This window comes from Nocardia sp. NPDC049149 (genome assembly GCF_043197455.1).
Classification (GTDB): domain Bacteria; phylum Actinomycetota; class Actinomycetes; order Mycobacteriales; family Mycobacteriaceae; genus Nocardia.
This window is the reverse complement of record NZ_JBICTD010000004.1, coordinates 813,449-830,765: the sequence shown is the minus strand read 5'-3', so window position 1 is coordinate 830,765 and position 17,317 is coordinate 813,449. Positions and strand designations below refer to the sequence as shown.

The 17,317-nt window shown below is 65.3% G+C and carries 17 protein-coding genes and 1 pseudogene; 12 read left to right on the top strand and 6 right to left on the bottom strand.

Annotated features, from left to right (window positions below; all coding sequences use genetic code 11):
- Positions 1 to 37: 37 nt before the first annotated feature.
- Both ACGFNJ_RS19535 and ACGFNJ_RS19530 read right to left on the bottom strand, forming a co-directional pair.
- Entirely contained in the window at positions 38 to 814 is a 777-nt protein-coding gene (locus ACGFNJ_RS19535; RefSeq protein ID WP_393449623.1) for a class I SAM-dependent methyltransferase, read from the bottom strand.
- A 117-nt stretch (positions 815 to 931) separates the two neighbouring features.
- Positions 932 to 1,594, bottom strand: coding sequence for an MBL fold metallo-hydrolase (locus tag ACGFNJ_RS19530; RefSeq protein ID WP_393449620.1), 663 nt, complete (start codon positions 1,592 to 1,594; stop codon positions 932 to 934).
- A 107-nt stretch (positions 1,595 to 1,701) separates the two neighbouring features.
- Here ACGFNJ_RS19530 and ACGFNJ_RS19525 point away from each other — a divergent pair, with 107 nt between their 5' ends.
- From ACGFNJ_RS19525 to ligA, 3 genes are all read left to right on the top strand, one after another.
- The gene (locus ACGFNJ_RS19525; RefSeq protein WP_393449617.1) at positions 1,702 to 2,313 is read left to right on the top strand and encodes a TetR/AcrR family transcriptional regulator; all 612 of its coding nucleotides are present in this window, start codon (positions 1,702 to 1,704) and stop codon (positions 2,311 to 2,313) included.
- 154 nt (positions 2,314 to 2,467) lie between these two features.
- On the top strand, positions 2,468 to 3,604 hold the full coding sequence (locus ACGFNJ_RS19520) for a glycoside hydrolase family 3 N-terminal domain-containing protein (protein ID WP_393449614.1): 1,137 nt from the start codon (positions 2,468 to 2,470) through the stop codon (positions 3,602 to 3,604).
- Between the two features lie 36 nt (positions 3,605 to 3,640).
- Positions 3,641 to 5,632, top strand: coding sequence for an NAD-dependent DNA ligase LigA (ligA, locus tag ACGFNJ_RS19515; protein WP_393449611.1), 1,992 nt, complete (start codon positions 3,641 to 3,643; stop codon positions 5,630 to 5,632).
- 40 nt (positions 5,633 to 5,672) lie between these two features.
- Here the strand turns inward: ligA and ACGFNJ_RS19510 are convergent, their stop codons facing one another.
- Positions 5,673 to 6,278, bottom strand: a complete 606-nt coding sequence (locus ACGFNJ_RS19510) for a hypothetical protein (RefSeq protein WP_393449608.1) — start codon at positions 6,276 to 6,278, stop codon at positions 5,673 to 5,675.
- A gap of 101 nt (positions 6,279 to 6,379) precedes the next feature.
- Between ACGFNJ_RS19510 and ACGFNJ_RS19505 the strand changes: the two genes are divergently transcribed.
- The 5 genes from ACGFNJ_RS19505 (at position 6,380) to ACGFNJ_RS19485 (ending at position 10,651) form a co-directional block, all read left to right on the top strand.
- Positions 6,380 to 7,267 carry an LLM class flavin-dependent oxidoreductase gene (locus ACGFNJ_RS19505; protein ID WP_393449605.1) on the top strand — a complete coding sequence of 296 codons (888 nt, stop codon included), beginning with the start codon at positions 6,380 to 6,382 and terminating at the stop codon, positions 7,265 to 7,267.
- Positions 7,268 to 7,420: 153 nt separating this feature from the next.
- Positions 7,421 to 7,588 (top strand): hypothetical protein, encoded by a 168-nt coding sequence (locus tag ACGFNJ_RS19500; RefSeq protein WP_393449602.1) that lies wholly within the window; start codon positions 7,421 to 7,423, stop codon positions 7,586 to 7,588.
- An 8-nt stretch (positions 7,589 to 7,596) separates the two neighbouring features.
- Positions 7,597 to 8,088, top strand: a complete 492-nt coding sequence (locus ACGFNJ_RS19495) for a hypothetical protein (RefSeq protein ID WP_393449599.1) — start codon at positions 7,597 to 7,599, stop codon at positions 8,086 to 8,088.
- 348 nt (positions 8,089 to 8,436) lie between these two features.
- Positions 8,437 to 10,035, top strand: a complete 1,599-nt coding sequence (locus tag ACGFNJ_RS19490; protein ID WP_393449596.1) for an MFS transporter — start codon at positions 8,437 to 8,439, stop codon at positions 10,033 to 10,035.
- Positions 10,036 to 10,120: 85 nt separating this feature from the next.
- Positions 10,121 to 10,651 (top strand): hypothetical protein, encoded by a 531-nt coding sequence (locus tag ACGFNJ_RS19485; RefSeq protein WP_393449593.1) that lies wholly within the window; start codon positions 10,121 to 10,123, stop codon positions 10,649 to 10,651.
- 10 nt (positions 10,652 to 10,661) lie between these two features.
- Here ACGFNJ_RS19485 and ACGFNJ_RS19480 read toward each other — a convergent pair whose 3' ends face one another.
- Positions 10,662 to 11,171: an Ltp family lipoprotein gene (locus ACGFNJ_RS19480; protein WP_393449590.1), complete on the bottom strand. Its 510-nt coding sequence runs from the start codon at positions 11,169 to 11,171 to the stop codon at positions 10,662 to 10,664.
- A gap of 386 nt (positions 11,172 to 11,557) precedes the next feature.
- The gene (locus ACGFNJ_RS19475; protein WP_393449587.1) at positions 11,558 to 11,722 is read right to left on the bottom strand and encodes a carbohydrate-binding module family 14 protein; all 165 of its coding nucleotides are present in this window, start codon (positions 11,720 to 11,722) and stop codon (positions 11,558 to 11,560) included.
- A gap of 681 nt (positions 11,723 to 12,403) precedes the next feature.
- Between ACGFNJ_RS19475 and ACGFNJ_RS19470 the strand changes: the two are divergent.
- Positions 12,404 to 13,483 (top strand): annotated as a pseudogene (locus ACGFNJ_RS19470) (IS110 family transposase); the annotation flags it as partial.
- 165 nt (positions 13,484 to 13,648) lie between these two features.
- Here the strand turns inward: ACGFNJ_RS19470 and ACGFNJ_RS19465 are convergent.
- Positions 13,649 to 14,233, bottom strand: a complete 585-nt coding sequence (locus ACGFNJ_RS19465) for a hypothetical protein (protein WP_393449584.1) — start codon at positions 14,231 to 14,233, stop codon at positions 13,649 to 13,651.
- Positions 14,234 to 14,597: 364 nt separating this feature from the next.
- Between ACGFNJ_RS19465 and ACGFNJ_RS19460 the strand changes: the two genes are divergently transcribed.
- From ACGFNJ_RS19460 to ACGFNJ_RS19450, 3 genes are all read left to right on the top strand, one after another.
- Positions 14,598 to 14,912: a hypothetical protein gene (locus ACGFNJ_RS19460; protein ID WP_393449581.1), complete on the top strand. Its 315-nt coding sequence runs from the start codon at positions 14,598 to 14,600 to the stop codon at positions 14,910 to 14,912.
- On the top strand, positions 14,906 to 16,063 hold the full coding sequence (locus tag ACGFNJ_RS19455) for a DUF6973 domain-containing protein (protein WP_393449578.1): 1,158 nt from the start codon (positions 14,906 to 14,908) through the stop codon (positions 16,061 to 16,063). Before ACGFNJ_RS19460 ends, ACGFNJ_RS19455 begins: the two co-directional genes overlap by 7 nt.
- Before the next feature lie 428 nt (positions 16,064 to 16,491).
- Positions 16,492 to 17,049, top strand: coding sequence for a hypothetical protein (locus ACGFNJ_RS19450; RefSeq protein WP_393449575.1), 558 nt, complete (start codon positions 16,492 to 16,494; stop codon positions 17,047 to 17,049).
- Positions 17,050 to 17,317: the final 268 nt, after the last annotated feature.

The window sequence follows — 17,317 nt, the reverse complement described above, 5'->3', positions numbered from 1 at the left end:
TCGGTGGCATCGCGGATACGGTGCTGCCGAGGATGTTTCAGAGTTGCCGGACGCGTAGCACACCGGTCAGCAGCGGCAGGGTGAACTCGTCGGCTGTTTCTGGTGTGCTCGCGAGGAAAGCACGAATCCTGTCGAGGAGGGCCCGGCGTTGCTGTCCGGGCATGACCAGCACCCCGGCCCTCGTCGCGAGCGTCGCGACGAGGGAGTCCGCGGTGCGACGCTGCCCGTGCGGGAACTCGGCCTGCTCGGGCAAGCCGAACCGCGCGGGCACACCGGTGCGGGGAAGGTGCAAACCCGCCGTCGCGCCGCGCCAACTGCTGAACGTGTCTCGCGCGCCGATGGCCGCGGATCCGCTGACCCGCTCGAGTCCGGCAATCCAGTCGACGCGGTCGTCCACGACGTTCCACAATCCGGCCAGAATGCCACCGGGCACAAGGACTCTCGCGATTTCGGGCCCCGCGACGGCCATATCGAACCAGTGCATCGCGTTTCCCGCCAGCACGGCATCCACGGACGCATCGGGCAGCGGTATGGCCTCGGCACTACCCGGCAGGGCCCGCACGGCCGGCCACGCGCGGCGCAGCTCGGCCAGCATCGCCGGGTCGGGCTCGACCGCGTTGACTTCGGCACCGAGCGCGACCAAAGTCCCTGTCAGCTTGCCGGTTCCGGCACCGAGGTCGAGCACGCGCAGGCCGGGCGCGGGCGCCAGTGCCCAGCGCACCGCCTCCGGCGCGTAGTCCGGACGATGCTCGGCATAGGCCGGGGCCGCCGCGCCGAACGACGAGGCCAGCCGAACTCGTGCGTCCTGTTCCATACTGTCAACCCTACCGACGCCGCAGATGCGCACTGCGCGAATGAGTTCGGCGCCTCAGCCTTGCGCGCAGCTGTTCGGGTCCGCTCGGCGCCGGAGCGTATTACGCACGGCCGCAGATCATTCACGCAGGGTCGAGGCAAACTCCTGCACATGGCCTGCACCGTGCAGCGGACGTCCGTGACCGAAGCAGACCACGCGGGGTTCGAGCGCGGCCAGGCGACGGATCGACGCCCGATTGCGCTGCGGATCGAGACAGAATCCCGGTGGCGCCTCGCCGATCTCGCCCCCGAGGACCTTCGGGCGCCGGTTCAGCACATCACCGACGATGAGCAACCGATCCGACTCGCGCCACAGCGAGATCGAACCGTGGGTGTGGCCGGGAGTCTCGAGCACCTCGAACCCGGCGACCTCGTCGCCCTCACGCAGCCGCCGATCGACCGGATGTGGCGGGCCTGCCCAATGTTTCAGCTGCCAGCGCACCACCGGATGATCAGGCGCCGCCTCCGCCAGCGTGCCGTGTTCCAGCGCGTCCGCATCCGCCGCGCCGCACGCCAGCGACAACCCGAGCCGCTCACACACCACATGACTGGATCCCTGATGATCGGGATGGGCATGTGTCACCACATGCGAGCGCACCCGGCGACCGGCGAGCTGCCGCAATATTCGGCGCGCCGCCCAGCGCGATCCCGAATCCACCAGCACGTCACCGACCAGGTACGCGTTGTAGGCATATTTCGGCCTGCCATCGAGCAGATAGACCTCGTCAGCGATCTTTTCCATCGTCATCCCCTCCTGCATACGCTTCCGTATGGATACGCAACCGTATCCATACGGCACCGTATGTCGCCGATGACCGGCCTGTCAATACGGCACCGTATTCTCAGGGCATGGCTGCAGATCCGAGCGCGAAAGAGTCGACACGACTGTCGGCGCAGGACTGGGTGTGGGCGGCCTTGCGGGCCATCGCCGCGGGCGGGTTGACCGCGGTCGCGGTGGAACCGCTGGCCAAAGCCCTCGGCGTGACGAAGGGCAGCTTCTACGCGCATTTCCGCAACCGCGACGAACTCGTCGCCGCCGCGCTCGACCAGTGGGTGCGCTCGCACGGCTACGAATCCCTGGCGCCCTTCGAAGAGATCGACGACCCGGCCACGCGGCTACGGCGCCTGCTCGAGGCGATCGTGACCGCGGGAGAGACCGGCCCGCCCTCGGTGCAACTCAGTCTGATCGGCGAATCCGGCGACGAACGGGTCCGCGCGGCGGTGCAACGGGTGGACCGCACCCGATTGGACCTGTTGACACGCACCTATCGCGAACTCGGTGTGCCGCCCGCACAAGCCGCACACCGCGCGCGTCTGGTCTATGCCACCAGCCTCGGTCTGCTCCATCTCGCCGAGCACGACCGCGACGACGCAACCACCGACGAGCAGCGGGCCGCATTCCGCGGCGAAGCCGTCGCGATCTTCCTCCCCGATCCACACCCGACAGGCTCGGGTGCCTGAGCATGTACCGCGGGTGATGCGGAGGGAGCGTTGGTGATTCGTTGTTGCAGACCGACGCAGGCCCGATTTCTCGATCGCGCGCAGTGAAGTTGCGTACGTAGCGACCGGAAGTGCGGAATCATTGTTCCCACCTGGGTGATTAGGAGGCTCCGTGATGCCGCAGCCGACTACTTGGCGCGAAAGTCGCCGTCGGACCGGGTTTTTGGCGGCCGCGCTGGCGCTGCTGCTGGCGTATGCCGTCTCGATGGGGGCCTCGGCCACCCGGGCCGCGGCCCAGCCTGCGGGCCTGACACCGCAGCAACTGGCGGGACAGCGGGTGATCTACTCCTATCCCGGCCTGACGCCGCCGCAGTCGCTGTTCGACGACATCCGCGCGGGCCGGGCCGCAGGCGTGATCTTCTTCGGGGAGAACATCTCCGGTACCGACCAGATCGCCGGGGTGGTCACCCGGCTGCGGCAGGCGCAGGCCGAAAGCCCGATCCCGGTGCCGCTGTTGTTGATGACCGACCAAGAAGGCGGAGTCGTGCGACGGCTGCCCGGAGAACCGGTGCGCTCGGCCAAGCAGGTCGGTCAGTCCGCCGACCCGGTGGGCGCCGCCCTCGACGCGGGACGCGCGGCGGGTGCGAATCTGCGCGGGGTCGGCATGAACGTCAACCTTGCCCCGGTGCTCGATGTCTTCGACACGCCAGGCAATTTCATCGACCGCACCCAACGCTCCTTCAGCGACGACCCCTACGTCGTCGCCGCGCTCGGGTCCGCGTTCACCCTCGCCCAACAAGCCACCGGTGTCGCCGCCACCGCCAAGCATTTCCCCGGCCTCGGCACGGCGCCCGCAGGACAGAACACCGACACCGGCCCGGTCACTCTCCCGGTGACCCTGTCGCGGCTGCACCAGGTCGACGAGATGCCGTACCCGGCAGCCATCGTCGCAGGCGTCAAACTGGTGATGATGTCGTGGGCGATCTATCCTGCCCTCGACGCCGACCACCCTGCCGGCCTGTCGCCCACGATCGTCGATCGGGAATTGCACGGCCGCAACGGTTTCCGCGGCGTCACCATCACCGACGCGATCGAGGCCGAGGCGCTGAGTGCGTTCGGGACCACCGGCGAGCGGTCGGTGGCCGCGGCGCTGGCCGGGATGGACCTGATCCTGTGCTCGGCCCGCGACACCACCCAGGGCACGGACGCGACCACCGCGCTGGCCGACGCCTACACCTCCGGCCGACTCGACCCGCAGACGTTCACCGCGGCCGTCGGCCGCGTCACCGCGCTACGCGCCGGGCTCCCGTGAACGAGAATGTCGGTGGGTATCGGTAGCGTCACAGGCGTGGAAACAGGGGAACGTATCCAAGAACTCGCCGACCGCATCGTCGCGCTGCGCGACGCCTACTACCAGGGCTCGCCGCTGGTCGCCGACGCCGAGTACGACGCGATCGAAGACGAGTTGCGCGGCCTGATCGAGGCGAACCCCGACCTCGCGCCGGACCCGAACCCGCTCGATCACGTCGGCGCGCCCGCGGTGCTGCACGCCCCGATCCGGCACGCGCGCCCGATGCTGTCGCTGGAGAAAGCGACCAAGCCCGAGCAGGTCGTCGCGTTCTTCGATCGGTTTCCCGGCCAATCGGTGGTCGTGATGCCGAAACTCGACGGCTTGTCGCTGTCCCTTGTCTTCGAAGACGGGCGGCTCGCGCGGGCGGTGACCCGCGGCGACGGCACCACCGGCGACGACGTGACCATGCTCGTGCGCGCGCTGGTGGACGGCGTTCCCGAACGGATCGACACCCCGGGACGAGTCGAGGTGCGCGGCGAGGCGGTGATGCTGCGATCGACCTTCGCCGCCTACAACACCGCGCATCCGGACAAGCCACTGATCAACCCGCGCAACGCCGCGGCAGGCACGCTTCGCGCGAAGGACCCGGCCACGGTCGCCGAGCGACGCCTGCAATTCTTCGGCTTCGACCTCGATGCCGCCACCGACGACGCCGCAGTCGACCTCGAAGAAGGACTGCGCGCGCTGGGCATCGCGGGCGCGCAGATGCGCCACTGCGCCGACGCCGAGCAGGCCCAGGCCGCGATCACCGCGATCGAACAAGGCCGCAACCAACTCGACTACGACCTCGACGGCGCGGTCCTGCGGCTGGCCGATCGAGATGCCTACGCGGCCGCCGGAACTCGGTCGAACTCCCCGCGCGGCGCGCTGGCGTTCAAATTCGCCGCCGAGGAGAAGACGACGTTGCTGGTTGATGTGGTCTGGGACGTCGGCAAGACCGGCAAGATCGTCCCGGTCGCCTGGTTGGAGCCGGTGTTCGTGGGCGGAACGACGGTCACCCGCGCCACGCTGGCCAATCAAGAGGTGATACGCGCCCGCGACATCAAGGTCGGCGACACGGTGCTGGTGCGCCGCGCGGGCGATGTGATTCCGTTCGTGGCAGGCGTGCTCGACGCCGCCAAACGGACCGGCCAGGAGCGCGAGATCGTGCCGCCCACCGTCTGCCCCTCGTGCGAGCAGCCGGTCACCGAACAGGGCAACAGCCGAGAACTGTTCTGCACCAACGCTTCCTGCCCCGCACAGACGGTGCGCAGGCTCATCCACTGGGCGTCCCGGGCAGCGGCGGACATCGACGCCATCGGGCAGAAGTGGATCGAGCGACTCGCCGAAGCAGGCATCCTCGACAGTCCCGCGGACTTCTACACGCTCACGAAAGAGCGTCTGCTCGAATTCGACGGCATCGCCGAGATATCGGCCGCACGCATGATCGAGTCGATCGATGTGAGCCGCCAGGTCGGCTTGCGCCGCGCACTGATCGGGTTGGCGATCCCGATGGCCTCCGACGGCACCGCCGCCCGCCTCGCGCGTGCCGGCTTCGGCTCGCTGGAAGAGGTCGCCGACGCGGGCGAGGAACGCCTGGTCGCCGTGGAAGACATCGGCCCGAAGGTCGCCGCCTCGCTGGCCGCGCACCTCACCCGCCTACGCCCGGAACTGGAGCGACTGCGCAAGGCAGGCGTGTCCCTCGACGTGCGCGCCGAAGACCTCCCGCCGGTCGTCGCCGCCGGTGCGCCGCTGGCAGGCAAGACGGTGGTGATCACCGGCGCCATCAGCGACCCACGCTCCGGCGAAAAGGTCGCGCGCCCCACATTCCAGCGCCTGTGTGAAAAGGCAGGTGCGACAGCGGCATCCTCGGTCTCGGCCAACACCGACATGCTCATCACCGGCGCAGGCGTCGGCGACAGCAAACTGACCAAGGCGGAAAAACTCGGCGTCGAGGTCGTCGATCAAGGCGAGATCTGGACCCTGCTCATCGCCGCCAAGGTCGTCTAGGTTCGCGCCGTGCGGGACGGGGACTCGGTGCGGCTGCCGCTCAGACGGGGTCGATGGGATCTGTGCCGGTAACTCGAGTCGTTGGGCGGGCGGGTGCGGCGACGCGGCTGCCCAGTGACGCGTAGACGATCGACGCGACAAGCAACGCGAGCAGCCCGATGCTCATGGCGGGCACGGCAATCGACTGCGCAATGTTCAGGTACTCCGGCGTGCGGCTGTTGTATCCGTCCACACCCAGCAGCCGCCCGGCGGGCGATTGCCAATCGTCGGCGTCACCACCGTCGGACATGAACCAGCAGAAGACCGTCAGCCCCACCAGATACACCCACAGCAGCGCCAGCACCACGCTTCGGCCTACCGCCCCCGCGGCCGCGAAAGAGCTGGTAGCGGAGAACATTCCCCGCGCCATCCAGCCCGACGCGGCTATACACATCAGCCAGACCGGTGCGCCGAACACGAACAGAAAGACGAAAATCCACCCGGGATCCACCAGCAGCCGCGCCGCCAGATCCACCACTTGAACCACCAGAACCGCCGCCGCGGTGACGACCGCCCACGTCCGCATCCCACTCATCACCGCCGCCCTTCCCACGCTCGAGTTCTTGCTTGCGACTTCGAGTGTGCGCCGCCGCCGCGACCGGATCATGAGTAGTCCTACCGCCCGGTGCGCGGTACTTCCACGACCCTGGACGCGGCGGGCCGCTACCGAGCTGACCGGCGTGTCCGCGCGGCTGACATGATCTCGGTGTGAACCTACGATTCGGTATTCAGTTGGCGCCGACGGTCACCGAGCTGCCGCAGCTGCGCGCGATGGCCAAGGTGGCGGACCGGGAAGGCCTGGACCTGCTCGGCATCCAGGATCACCCGTACTCGGGCGGACTGGCCGACACGTTCGCGGTGATCGCCACGGTGCTCGCGGAAACCGAACGGCTGCGGGTGTTTCCGGATGTGGCCAGTCTGCCGTTGCGCGGGCCCGCGATGCTCGGGAAGCAGGCCGCGACCTTGGATCTGCTCAGCGGCGGACGATTCGAACTCGCGCTCGGCGCCGGCGCGTTCTGGCCCGCGATCAGCGCCATGGGCGGTCCGGTGCGATCGAATCCCGAAGCGCTGCAAGCCCTCGAGGAAGCCACCGCCATCATCCGCGCCATGTGGCATCCCGGCACGAAAGCGAAAGTCGAAGGCGCGCACTACACCGTCAAAGGCGTGCAGTCCGGACCCGCCCCCGCGCATCCGGTCGGAATCTGGTTCGGCAGCGTCGGCCCGAAAGCCAACGCCCTCACCGGGCGCATCGCCGACGGATGGACCGCACCCATCCCGCACTACCTGCCCTACGAGAAATGGCAAGCGACACAAGACATCATCTCGATAGCCGCCATCGACGCCGGACGCAACCCGGCCGACATCACCCGAATGGCCCAACTCGTCGGAACGATCACCGACACTCCTGGACCGGTCACCCTGCGCGGCGAGGAGCCGATTCGCACCGACGCCGCAGGCTGGGCCCGCATCCTCGCCGATCTCGCCACCGAAACCGGCTTCGACACCTTCGTGTACTGGCCCGAGTCCGCCGACGACACCCAACTCCGCCGCTGGATCAGTGACGTCGTCCAGACCACCCGCGCGTTGTGCGCCTGACAGTCGAAACCTGTTCGGGTAAGACATGATCGAAGTTCGACCACACGGTGCTGCTGTGTGGTCTGATCGGCGTACAGACCTCGGGGAATCGCTCTGTCAGACTCGGTGCATAGACACGAATTGTGTGATTTCCCAATCTGGAGTGGATCCATCATGACTGATTACACGCAGAAGGCTGCCGAGGCCATTTACAGCGAGACACGGAAGAAGAACGAAGATCCCGGTGCAGGTGAGAAGCAACGGCAGCGGGTGCTCAAGCAAGAAGCAGAGGATGCTCTCAAAGCGCGATTGCGGCAGGTGAAAGACACCAATCAGCGCTAGGAGCCGAGGTGCCCGACCAACAGGCGTATGACGCGAGCATCGTGGATCCAGCCCGCATTCGTTCTTATGCGCGCAAAATTGCCGGACAAGTGCAAGGCCGCCGACCCACTGTCACCCATCAGTACCGCGGAATTGTGACCAGGGGTTGGATCATCAGCAACTACCGCGAAGAAGGGGCGCGTGACTCGGGGCGGTTCAGCAGTTGGGAATCCGGCCACCTGTTCTTCCTGCGCGAGGACGGCGAGCTGATGCGCGGACAGTATCAGGTAACCACCGATCGGTACGACGATGCCTGCGATCCACTGCGTACTCCGGACTGCTTCGAACTCGAGTTCTTGGCAGACAGTGACATGACGTGGCTCGATCGACCACCCGCCGATCTGCACTATCGCAAAGTCCGCTCCTCCAGCGGTGAGCGAGAAGAGATGCGTGCCAAGTACTACCTGAAGGTGCACGCGAAGGGTGTCGGGCTTTCGGTGGCGCTGAAGCGATTGACCTGACCCCCACTGCTCGATGTCGCGAACCTCTGCTACCGAACTGGGTGACGACCAAAGGGTCATGTGCTGCGGATTGGCTTCGGCGGAGCAGGAGCCGCAACGACGGTGTGTGACTGCTCGCTGGAGGGCATGAAATCCGCTCGGTAGCAAGTCTTCGGAAGGCATGAAATTCTTTAATTCGCAAATCTGCTACAGGCACGAAATTGTTTAGCGCGCAAATCCCGTGGAGGGCATATAAGCCATTCGGTCGCAACAGTTTTGGATAAGAATCTCTGTAATTGACAGCGCGGTTGCACTTTGCTTAGTGTCGCTGTCGTTCAGGTTTTCGCCGATCGATATCCGAAGGTGTTCATGACCACGCCTCCACCGCTGCCGAAATTCAGGCAGCAGTTGATTCTTGCCGTTCTCATGGTGTGTTCGCTGCTGATTTGGCTGGACAACACCGTCCTCAGCACCGCGCTGGAGACCCTTGCCGACCCGGTCCGTGGACTGGGAGCCAATCCCGGTCAGCTGCAATGGGCGACCGGCTCGTACACGCTGGCCTTCGCCACATTGATGTTCACTGCAGGCGCATTGGGCGACCGCTTCGGTCACCGGACCGTGTTCTCCAGTGGGCTGGTGATCTTCGCCGGGTCCTCGCTGTTGGCGGCCTACGCCGGCGACGCAGGCCAGCTGATTGCGGCTCGCGCCGCGATGGGCGTGGGCAGTGCGTTGATCACGCCCGCCATGCTGGCCATCCTGATGTGGACCTTCACCGGGCCCGCGCGGACTGCCGCGATCAGCATTTTCTCGACCTCGGCCGGTGTCGGAATGGCCGCAGGCCCGGTGCTGGCCGGGTTCCTGCTCGACCATTTCTGGTGGGGCTCAGTGTTTCTGATCAATGTCCCGGTCGCGGCACTGGCATTGGTCGGGCTCCTCGTGCTGGTTCCGAATTTCCGCAGCCCCACGCTGCGACCGCTGGACTTCGCTGGAATGTCGTTGTCGATCGGCGGGCTCGTTGCCTTGGCCTACGGGCTGATCCAGGCGGGACAGGTGACCGCGTGGACTCGTCCCGATGTCTGGGCGCCGATCGTAGTCGGCCTGGTGCTGCTGGCCGTGTTCGTGCTCGCCGAACTGCGGGTCAAGCAGCCCAGCTTCGATCCGCGACTGCTCGCGCACCGCACATTCGGTGGCGGCAACGTGGCGCTCGGCTTGCTGCTCTTCGCCGTCGCCGCCATCACCTTCTACAACGCCTTCTATCTGCAAGGCGCACTGGGATTTTCGCCGATGCAAGCGGGGTTGGCCAATATCCCGACCGCGCTCGGTGCGCTCGTGGGCGCGCCCCTGGGCGCACGCCTGGTGCGCCGCCTGTCGCTACGCCCCGTCGCCGTGCCCGCGCTGACCGTGGCCGCGCTGACCATGGGCGGGTACGGGTTCCTCGGACTGCACACACCACTCGTCTGCATCGAGATCCTGTTGCTGGTCCAGGGTCTCGCGATCGGCATCGTGATCGGCCCCGTGACCGCCGCGTTGATCAGCAACCTGCCGCTGGAACAGGCCGGTGCGGGTTCGGCCGTCACCAACACCGTGCGACAGACCGGCAGCGTCATCGGCATCGCAGTCGGCGGCACGATCATGTCGATCGCCTACCGACGTGCGATCGAACCAGCGCTGCAAGGCGTACCCGGTGCGGTGCAGGATCAGGCGCGAGTTTCCGCCGAACAGGCCCGCCACGCTGCCACCACCATCAGCCAGCCCAGTCTTGCCCAGGCTGCCGACAATGCGTTCATCCACGCGATGCACGTCGGCGCGGGCTGGATCACCGTCATCGCACTGCTCGGCGCTGCCGTGCTGCTGATCACCTTGCCTGCTGCCGGAAAACAGAAGAATTCCGTGGAGCTCGGCAACGACTCTCACGGTGGGGCCGACAACCAACCCCACTATGAGAGCGCCGACGCGGGCAGCCGTTGATGCGTTGGACACCGGGCACAGACCCAGGGTTCGGCAGTCGACCATCAGCGTTGCCTCTGATGCTATTTCGGCAACGAGTCAACGCATGGAACAATTCTCGGCCGTGGAACTGACACCGATCGGCGATCGTCTCTTGGGCGCCACGGTGTGTGGGCTCTGGCGGCTCGCAGCCGTATCGGATGATGGACAGATCCCGTTGACCGGCACCCTGGTTCTCGAATCCGAGCGTGGTTTCGTGACGCTGTCGTACTCCCAGGACGGGCTTTCGGTTCGTGGCCCGGACATGCTCAGCGACATTCGTTGGGACACAGAGCCTGAGCTGCTGCCGAGCAACCAGGGCAACGCCGAGGAATGGATCGAACTGATCCCCATCGAGCATCAGATCGATGCTCCCGAGTTCCCGTTGTTCGTCGATGGAGTGCGTGCTTGGTTCGGTATCGGGGCCTACCTCGACACGTTCGGAATCGAGCTGACGAGCGGAGACCGCACGCTGGTTCTCGCGACAACCGATGGTTTCGACCTGAATGTCTCCAGTCTCCAGCAGATTCGGCGGCGCGCCGAACTGGTCGCCACCCACATGAACCTGCGCTTGATCGAACAAGAGCAGACGCTGTGACGACCGGTTGTCAGTAGGCGGCATTGACTCCGTACTCGGCCTGGGCGCGCGTGAAGCCCTCATACACCAACTGATTGATCAGTCCGGACCGAGAGAACGAGGTGTACTCGAGATACTGCTTGGCGCTCTTTGCCGCCTGCTCGTTCCAGTTCACATTCAGGCTGTCCACCGCGAACGTAGCGTCTGCGGTAGAGAAGCCTTCATACTCGAGCTGGTGGATCAGACCGCCGCGGGAGAAGGCAGAGTAGTCGAGGTACTGCCGGGCAGACCGGATGGCGTTGCGCTGGCTGGCGGTGATGTCCTGCTTGGCCGGGGAGAATTCGACCGCAAGTGTCGATACGGGCGCCGCGATATTCAGCTGAGCGACGTCGGCCGCTGCCGGAGCGCTGTTCCATGCGGGTGCCGCCAGGACGAGAGCCAGTACCGGGGCGCTGACCAGCCACACCCACGTCTTCTGCTTCTTCGGCGAGCCTACGGCCGACAGGTAGCTGGGCTGTGGGGTGGGGAACGGCTCGGTCATCTGTACTCCTGCTTTGCTCATTACGCCGAAATCGCCGTCCGCGAATGATTCGAGGCAACCCCAGCGGAACGGACTGGGGATCAACGCAAGACGACAACAACAAGCCTATGGTCGGCACGCCCCCGCCACAGTCGTCCGAACAACCTACTCCGGTACAACCCCAACCAGCAGTGACACCGAAACCACCCACACAGAACGCAAATGGGCAAACCCCGGAGGTTCACCCCGATCGGGCAGGCCCGGACGGCGAGCCAGCCGAACGCACTCAACTCGGCTAGTAGCGCGCGTTCCCTTGGCCGAGTTGACGCTGATCAACGCGCGCTCCGCGTGGCATTGTCGCTCACGGCAGAGCCACGGGTTGCCGAATGTGTTGTGGCCGAGGGCCGCTAGGGGTTCAGGCAGGTTCCGGACTTCGGGTCGAAGACCAGTCCCGGCGGGCAGTCTTGCGTCTGAGTCATACCGTTGCTGCATGTGACGAACTTGGTGCGGTCGTTCGGATAGGGGTAGTCGCCGTCGGCCTTACCGGTGCAGAAATCCGCGGGAACGGTCATGGTTGGGAATCCCTTCGTGGGTGGAGATCAGACGGTTCCAATCAGAGCATGCGATGCGCTCGATTCGTCTGGCTTCCAGGCATGTTCAGCGGCGCACCGACACAGAACGCCGATCCCGATCCACTCGCGACGAGTGCGCGGTATTCGGCTATGAGCGCGCGTCCATGCCAGGCCGCGTGTTAGGCGCACAAGCGGACCTTTCCGAACGCAGCGCGAGCCAAACCCGCCATGGCATGGTCCCGCGCCCGGATCGTGGTGGTGCGCACAAGTTCGCCCCATGACTTGTGCGCATCGGTACAGAATCTGCGCGGGATCGAACCCACAGACTTCGCATAGGGCAGGAGTGGTCGCTGTGGCACACGATAATCGGCTACTTAACACTGGTGGTAGGACTTGATCCCGGCCAGGATCGGGTCCAGGTGCCCGGTGAGAAGCTCCCTAATCGGCTGCCCGCCTGCGTCATTGGTGTGGCTCTCACATGGCTTGCCTCTCACCGGTCACCGTGCCGGGAATGGCTGAAGAGGGGTTTGCCCAAGCTCGAAGTAGCGGTGCCTTCCCGCACGGACCTCACACACCCGAGACGGGAAGGATCACACTGGTAGTGGTCATCATCGGAATGGACCCACACAAACGCTCAGCCACGATCGAAATCATCGACCACACCGGCAAAATCCTAACCACGGGCCGATACGGCACCGACAACACCGGCTACAGCGAAATGCTCACCGCTGCACAGCGATACACCGAGCGGGTGTGGCGATCGAGGGCTGCAACGGCATCGGCCGACATATCGCCGACCGCCTGGTCCATGACGGGGAAACCGTGATCGACGTTCCCGCGAAACTCTCGGCGCAAATTCGAGTCTTCGCCACCGGCAACGGCCGCAAGACCGACCCGGTCGACGCACATTCGGTAGCCCTGGCAGCGCTGCGCGCGCCGGATCTGCGTCGCGTCCAGGCCGATTCGGAGCTGATCGCGTTGGACATGCTCGCCGATCGCCGCGACGAACTCGGCCGCGCCCGCACCGACACCGTCAACCGGCTCCACCGACTGCTGCTGGAATTGCTGCCCGGCGGAGCGAAGAAATTTCTCTCAGCCATGCAAGCACGCAAGCTGGTCGCCACCGTCAAACCCCGCGATCCGGCAGGCAAGGTCCGGCGCCGTCTGGTGGTCGAGTTGATCGGCGAGCTGGAAGCCATCGACCGAAAGACCAAGGCCGCGGACAAAGAACTTCGCCAGCTCGTCAGCGAGCGGGGTTCGACGCTGGCCGACCTCAATGGCATCGGGCCGGCCGGCGCGGCCCGGCTGCTGGCCGATGTCGGTGACATCCACAGGTTCCGAGACCGGGATCGGTTCGCCTCCTGGAACGGCACCGCACCTCTGGACGCTTCTTCCGGCCAGCAGCAACGACATCGGCTCTCCCGTGCTGGAAACCGCAAAATCAACCGGGTCCTGCACACCATGGCCATCGTTCAACTACGTCGTCCCAGCACCGGGCGCACCTACTTCGACCGTCGCAGAGCCCAGGGCAAGACCTCTATGGAAGCAATGCGGGCGCTGAAACGGCGCCTGTCGAATGTCGTCTACGCACGCATGCTCGCCGATCAGCGTAGACGGGAAACGGCAAGCCCGGGAGGGCAATCGGGGACGACTATCAACTCCAGCGCGACCGGCTCAACCCCGCACACCGGCACTTCGGACAAGCCACAACCCGGACTTACCGCTAACCAGAATAGTCCCGACCTGCAACCCACGTCTTGACACGAGAGGGGAGCCATCACCGGGCATTTGTACGGCCCAGATTCCGGCCCCGGGTTGACAATCCAATCAGCCGCGGAGGTCCTTGACGCAAGACATCTCGACCCCAGTGTTCCGGCCGGACCGTGGTAGAGGAGCGGGATTGTGGATCGAGAACGAGCAGCTTCGCTACGAGTACAACACGGCAGCGACGGAGATCCGGTCGGGGTCGAAGGTCGTCGTCAGGGTCTTCCCACCGTGCAATTCGGTGACGCTGATCGTGCTGTCACCTATGAACGATATCCGTGTCGGGCACGGCCCTTCGTATTCGACCCACACGAGTGCCTGCCTGCTGAACAGCCCGTCGCGCTCTCGAAGCCATACGCGGCAGCCGAAGTCGAAGTCGTGGTAAGGCACCACGACCGCTTCGTGGCGGCCGTCGGGGCTCAGCACGATGTCCTTGACGTCGCCGTCATCGGAGGCCCAGGCTGCTATGAACGCCGTCAACATCCATAGCGGTAGCGTCACCAGCGTCACGACGGCAACAAACGTTCTCCACACCCACTTGCGGTACCGAGACAGCCCAGGGTTGCACGCAAAGCAGAGCACCACGGCGATCGTCCAGAATATCGGGGTCGCCATGAGGGGGATGGCGTCGAGTCGGTAAAAGCGGACTGCCAAACCGTCGGGCCTGGCAATGAACCATGTCGCGATCGCTGCGGCAAATAGCGCAGGGATGGCAAGCAACCCGACGAGCCGTACTCGTCGCCGCATCTGATCCGCCCTGCGCACGCCCGTACCCGATACGGGTGGCTTCTCTTCGAATATCTTCTCGGCCAACGATTTACCCACTCGCACGATCTGTGTCCGAGCTCCTCACGTCCGGAGGCGGGCCGCTAGCCTAGCAGTGTCTGTCCGCCGTTCACGAGCCCCGAAAGATCCCGGCAAACCGTCCTGCGCATCGCCGACCATCATGTGCCCGCACATCGGTATTACTGCGGGGCGGCAGCGCGTTGGGCCGGTAGGCAAGCCCCCATAATTCTGGGCTGATCAAATACCAAAGCAGCTGGTGCAGACACCGTTTCGCCGCCATACTCATTAGTTCTTTGTTTTCAGTTGACGGAGCGGGAGGTCCGGCATGACTGGGTTCGAAGTCGAGATCAAAGGACTGCGGCAATCCGCAGCGTCCGCGATCGAGGCGGGTGCGGAGGCAGGCAAGATCGATCTCGGTACCGCGGTCGGCACGGTGGCCGGCGCGCTACCCGGGTCGGAATCCGCGGGGGCGATACCGCGATTGGCGGATGCGTGGGACCAGCGGGTGCACGGGTGGAGCAGCGACATCCACGAATTCGGCTCGACCGTGTCGAAAGCCGCCGACATGTACGAAAGCAACGAGCGCGCGGCCGAAAAGGATTTCCACGACTCCATTCTCGACTGGCTCACCTCATGGTGAGCTACGGGGAGGTCCGCCGCTGGAACCCGGACGTGATCGACACCGTCGGGCGCGCGGTGCGCGACCGCAAGCACAGCCTGCTCGGCCTGTCGGACGAACTGGCGTCCTCGGCACTGTCGCGGCGTTGGCACGGCGACGGCGCCACCGCCGCCAAGAAGAGCCTCGCCGGACTCAACGATCGCGCCGAGCACATCGTCGCCGAGGCAAGTGCGGTGCAGAAGGCCCTGTTCTCTGCCTCCGACGGCGTGTATGCCGTGCGGCAGCAGGTGCTGAATCTCGATGCCTTTGCCAGCAGTTGGCAGTTCGCCATCACCGCGGACGGCGCGATCGTCGACAACGCGCCCGACGCCCAAGCCGACCCGCTGCGCGGTCTGGTCCGCGGCCAACTGCCGACGGCGGTGCAGGCCATCATCACGCAGGCCACCGAGGTCGATCGCGCACTCGCCGCGGTGTTGACGGCCGCCGCCAGCGGTGCGATCTCCGACCGGGGCGCGAGCTCGCTGGCCGAAGCGGACCAGAAGATCCAGTCGCAGCTGACACCGGAGGAGATTCTCGCGCGGTACCAGGTGAATCCGGACCCGAACGGCATGACGACCTTGCTCGGCAAGACCGTCACGTCGACGGAGGCCGCGATGCTCAAGCAACTGGGCCTGCTCGGCCTGAAGAACTTCAGCGACCTCAAAGACGACGCGTTCGCCACGGCCGACAAGCGATTCCCCAGCAAGGCAGACCGGAACGACGATCACAACGACGCTTTCCGGCACGCGTATTGGAACGCCTTGATGACGCGTAAATACGGCGCAGACTGGGCAAAGAGATACGCCACCGCACACGAGGGGATCCCAGGCAATCCGCCCGAACGCGAAGCGATGGACCTGTACAACAACGAGGTCGGTCGCAACATCGCCATCGCCCATCCCAATGCTTCTCCGGAGCAGCTCGCCGGGCTCGTCGAAGACGCGGTGAAACGCGGGGACACGGTCGTCATTCCGGCGCGAGGCGGCCTCGACTACAGCGATCGGGTGGCGCCGGACCAGACGGGGCACCCGACCAAGGAGGCTCCCGAGGGCGGTGTGGAGCCGAAATCAGGCTCCGGCGTTGGCAGCGGCTCGGCCGCAGCCTCGGGACCGCTCTCCGGGTCAGGCTCGTGACCAGCGCGGGGAGGAGGGATCAGCTGACGGGGGTACCGAAACGCATACTGACGCCTCCCCAGATCGAGCAGTACGCGGGTCGCGACTAGCTGCCAGGCACGACGTGTCGATATCCGCCCGGGGTGCTGCCTGGGGCGCAATCGGCAACGTGGTGCATCGCCGACACCAGATAACCTCTACCCGTTGCTCTTTGGGCCATGCGGCGGGTTCGGCAGAACGCGCGCCACGCGGCTACTCGAGGCCGGTGTCTGGCCCTGATCTGGTTCAGGCGCTGATGTGGTGCAACGGTGCCGATCTGACATCAGTCGTGACGAAACTGTTGTCAACCAACGAGACTCGTCTCAGGCATCATGAGGATGCGGGACCGTGACGGCACTCTCGCGGACGACCGTTCGAATCGGCCAGGGGACCGTGATGGGGGATGGACGATGGTGGACCAGCCAGACACCGAGAATGCTTCGCGCATAGTGCAATGCGCGCTAGCTGAGTTCGCGGCTCTCCGCAATGAGTTGGACGATTTCAGCCGCGCTCAGCGGACGATCATGAATCTCAACATCAGCGGCAATGCTGTCATCGTCGGATTTGTCCTGTCCCACAAGGCAGGCCCCCAGCTCCTGTTGGTGGTTCCATACCTGTCCATTACTCTGGGGCTGCTGTACCAGACTTACCTGCTTCAGATCGAGCGCATTGGCGACTACGTAAACGACGTCATCCGCCCACTCTTGGTCGACAGCACAGGAGACGACCGAGTCTTTGGTTGGGAACGTGACCTCCGCGCGAATCTGTACCTCAAACCCGGGACCAAGCTGGCGGGGCGGCTGTCGTTCGTTTTGCTGATCCTAATAACCCCGGCAGTTGGCCTGCTGTGGGTGATTCCGTTCCTCAACCATGGCTGGTATTGGCTTGCCTGGGTCGGCGGGCTCGCGCTGTATGTGCTTCAGCTGGTCAACTGGGCGAGGTACTCGCGGCATTTCTATTGGGCGTGAGCAGGGACGTTGGTCCCGCGCACGGATCGTGGTGGTGCGCACAAGTTCGCCCCATGACTTGTGCGCATCGGTACAGAATGTGCGCGGGATCGAACCCACAGACTTCGCATAGGGCAGGAGTGGTCGCTGTGGCACACGGTAATCGGCTACTCGCGCGTTCTGGCGTGGGGTGTTCTCGTGCAGTGTTGGGCTGGGTGCAACATCGTTGCGTTTGAATCGGATCATGTGACTTCGCCGGCTGCCGGACGGGTACATCACCGTATTTCAG

Bases quoted from the DNA above. Each gene is read 5' to 3' on its own strand.
- ACGFNJ_RS19535 (WP_393449623.1), bottom strand. From the start codon at position 814: ATGGAACAGGACGCACGAGTTCGGCTGGCCTCGTCGTTCGGCGCGGCG.
- ACGFNJ_RS19530 (WP_393449620.1), bottom strand. From the start codon at position 1,594: ATGGAAAAGATCGCTGACGAGGTCTATCTGCTCGATGGCAGGCCGAAA.
- ACGFNJ_RS19525 (WP_393449617.1), top strand. From the start codon at position 1,702: ATGGCTGCAGATCCGAGCGCGAAAGAGTCGACACGACTGTCGGCGCAG.
- ACGFNJ_RS19520 (WP_393449614.1), top strand. From the start codon at position 2,468: ATGCCGCAGCCGACTACTTGGCGCGAAAGTCGCCGTCGGACCGGGTTT.
- ACGFNJ_RS19510 (WP_393449608.1), bottom strand. From the start codon at position 6,278: ATGATCCGGTCGCGGCGGCGGCGCACACTCGAAGTCGCAAGCAAGAAC.
- ACGFNJ_RS19500 (WP_393449602.1), top strand. From the start codon at position 7,421: ATGACTGATTACACGCAGAAGGCTGCCGAGGCCATTTACAGCGAGACA.
- ACGFNJ_RS19490 (WP_393449596.1), top strand. From the start codon at position 8,437: ATGACCACGCCTCCACCGCTGCCGAAATTCAGGCAGCAGTTGATTCTT.
- ACGFNJ_RS19485 (WP_393449593.1), top strand. From the start codon at position 10,121: ATGGAACAATTCTCGGCCGTGGAACTGACACCGATCGGCGATCGTCTC.
- ACGFNJ_RS19480 (WP_393449590.1), bottom strand. From the start codon at position 11,171: ATGACCGAGCCGTTCCCCACCCCACAGCCCAGCTACCTGTCGGCCGTA.
- ACGFNJ_RS19475 (WP_393449587.1), bottom strand. From the start codon at position 11,722: ATGACCGTTCCCGCGGATTTCTGCACCGGTAAGGCCGACGGCGACTAC.
- ACGFNJ_RS19465 (WP_393449584.1), bottom strand. From the start codon at position 14,233: ATGCGGCGACGAGTACGGCTCGTCGGGTTGCTTGCCATCCCTGCGCTA.
- ACGFNJ_RS19460 (WP_393449581.1), top strand. From the start codon at position 14,598: ATGACTGGGTTCGAAGTCGAGATCAAAGGACTGCGGCAATCCGCAGCG.
- ACGFNJ_RS19455 (WP_393449578.1), top strand. From the start codon at position 14,906: ATGGTGAGCTACGGGGAGGTCCGCCGCTGGAACCCGGACGTGATCGAC.
- ACGFNJ_RS19450 (WP_393449575.1), top strand. From the start codon at position 16,492: ATGGTGGACCAGCCAGACACCGAGAATGCTTCGCGCATAGTGCAATGC.